This window comes from Coleofasciculus chthonoplastes PCC 7420 (assembly GCF_000155555.1).
Classification (GTDB): domain Bacteria; phylum Cyanobacteriota; class Cyanobacteriia; order Cyanobacteriales; family Coleofasciculaceae; genus Coleofasciculus; species Coleofasciculus chthonoplastes_A.
This window is the reverse complement of sequence record NZ_DS989841.1, coordinates 169,716-171,983: the sequence shown is the minus strand read 5'-3', so window position 1 is coordinate 171,983 and position 2,268 is coordinate 169,716. Positions and strand designations below refer to the sequence as shown.

Annotated in this window: 2 protein-coding genes; both read right to left on the bottom strand. The window is 42.2% G+C overall.

What is annotated here, in order from left to right; translation table 11 throughout:
* Window positions 1-752: 752 nt before the first annotated feature.
* Entirely contained in the window at window positions 753-1,898 is a 1,146-nt protein-coding gene (locus MC7420_RS00730) for a serine/threonine protein kinase (RefSeq protein WP_006097992.1), read from the bottom strand.
* Window positions 1,899-1,995: 97 nt separating this feature from the next.
* Window positions 1,996-2,217, bottom strand: coding sequence for a hypothetical protein (locus MC7420_RS00725; RefSeq protein ID WP_006098224.1), 222 nt, complete (start codon window positions 2,215-2,217; stop codon window positions 1,996-1,998).
* Window positions 2,218-2,268 lie beyond the last annotated feature (51 nt).

The following is a 2,268-nucleotide window of genomic DNA, read 5'->3' as shown; positions in this document are numbered from 1 at the left end:
AAAACCGTACAGAATTCGGTTCGGTCAAACTAACTTCTAAAAGCCGAAACGCCGTATTTTTCGTTCTCACTCTTCTTGTCTACGGTCGCTGAGCGAAGTCGAAGTGATGGTCTACCTGTCTACTTGTCTAGCTAAACCCCCATCTTAAAAAACCTACCCTTGTGAGCTCCCTGACCCTCCCCTTACCAAGGGGAGCGAATAACGGAACATAACTTGAAAGCCTGTTCTTTGAGTTCTTGTAACGACATGGGAATGACTCCAGCTTTCTACAGATGCCAGTCATTATATAGCGATTTCCAGTCTGATGCGGTACTTCGGTAAGGGCGCAAGCCTAGATTCCCTACATTCAGGTGTACGGGTTTTGTTGATCAATTATCGACTCTTAAGGGGGGTCTTACGTAGTTAGTGTGCTAAATTGTTAGTTTAATTTGCCAGAATATTGGACAGCAATAGCTTTAACTATTTTTACCCGGATTTAAATTTGTTTTGAAGTAGTTAAAAGCTACAGTCTTTATTTGGCAAGCTTTCTGGTTCATAAAAGCTGATATTTTAGCACACTAAGTCCGGAATACCCGATATAGATAATTCTAAGCATTGAATCAAGACTTCTCACATAGACTGAGGCAGCGATCGCACTTTGTTTAACCCTCTACTGAAGGGAAGCGATGCCGCTACGATGTGAGGTAAATTAGCGAATAATCTGAAGAAGCAAATTTTTGACTAAATAAAACAACGAAAATCTCTAATCTCCACTAATCAAGCCTCTGAAATGACCATTTGTATAAACCTTTTTTATCTTTCCCTATTCCAAATAGTTGTTTACCATCCGATGATAATGTGCCTTTATTTTCTCCAAGTCTCCAGTATCCTGAAATGACCTCTAACTCTCTTATTATTACATCATTCGTTTTAGGATCAAGATTACCATTAATAGCAACTTTAGCTGTACCATTCCACCAATGTTCGTGAATCAAAATTCCCTTAAATGAATCATTAAATTGGTGAGTAATAGAGAGAGTAGCTTTACCACTACCGAACTCACCATACCAAGTTCCAACTATTTGCAGGGGAGAAGCACAAGCATCATTATTAGTCTGAAGTAATGCCAACCACTCCTGTATTGATGGAGGTCGCTCCTCTGGTTTTACCTCCATCCCCTTGAGAATCGCCTGATTTACCCGATCGCTGATAGTTGAATTAATCTCCTTTGGCTTCAAAAACGACATATTAATAGCCCTGAGTGGAGCAATCGTTGGCACTTCTCCAGTTAGCAGCGAATACAGTGTCGCAGCTAAAGCATAAACATCAGTGTAAGCCCCCCGTTTTGACCGCTTGTCGTACTGTTCAATCGGAGCAAAACCATCGGAAACCATTTGAGTATGCGTCTGGGTCAAATTTGGGTTAAAGTCACGGGCAATACCAAAATCAATTAACACTGCCTCCAATTTACCAGAACGCAACATAATATTTTGGGGCTTCACATCTCGGTGCAACAAGCCGTTATTATGAACAACCGTTAGCGCCTCACCAATCTGTTGAATGTAGCGTAAGGCTTCAACTTCCTGTAAAGCGCCCTTGTTCTCAATTCGACTGGCTAAATCTTCTCCGTCAATGTATTCCATCACCATGCACCATAGTTCCCCCTCTTGGATAACCTCGTAAATCTTGACAATATGGGGATGAGAGCATTTAGCTAACCTTAGCGCTTCGTTCAGAAAATCTTGCTGAAATTTGGCAAAGTCGGCGCGGCGTTGCACATTGTCATTTAGGGTTTTGATGACAATCATTTGCCCGTTATTATCCCAGGCGCGATAGGTTACACCAAAGCCACCTTCACCTAGTTTTTGCTCAATCGTGTATTTACCACCTTGTAACCTCTGTCTTGATACCCAAGCCATAGCTATTGAATGTGAGTGAGGAGACACTTGCCTTGATTTTGGCACAGCTTCGAGTTGGTGGATAGAGATTTATTGGAGATTGGGTAGAGTGTAAGTGTTATCTAACGCCATTGCTAGCCTTTTGGGTTACTCGCTGCAAAAACTGCTGGAAAAGCTGACGATCAGCTTCACTCAATCCAGAAAACGCCAAAAATTCAATTTGGCTGATTACCGAAACTCCTATCCAATCTGCATCTTGCAGTAATTGAATCAGTTGAGAATTGCCTTGCAGCAGAGCCACAATCGCATTTGTATCCAACAAGTAGCGATTACCATTCATCCCGTAGCGCCCTCTGCATCGCTACCTCATCTCCCTGCCACGTTAACCGTC

Bases quoted from the DNA above. Each gene is read 5' to 3' on its own strand.
- MC7420_RS00730 (WP_006097992.1), bottom strand. From the start codon at position 1,898: ATGGCTTGGGTATCAAGACAGAGGTTACAAGGTGGTAAATACACGATT.
- MC7420_RS00725 (WP_006098224.1), bottom strand. From the start codon at position 2,217: ATGAATGGTAATCGCTACTTGTTGGATACAAATGCGATTGTGGCTCTG.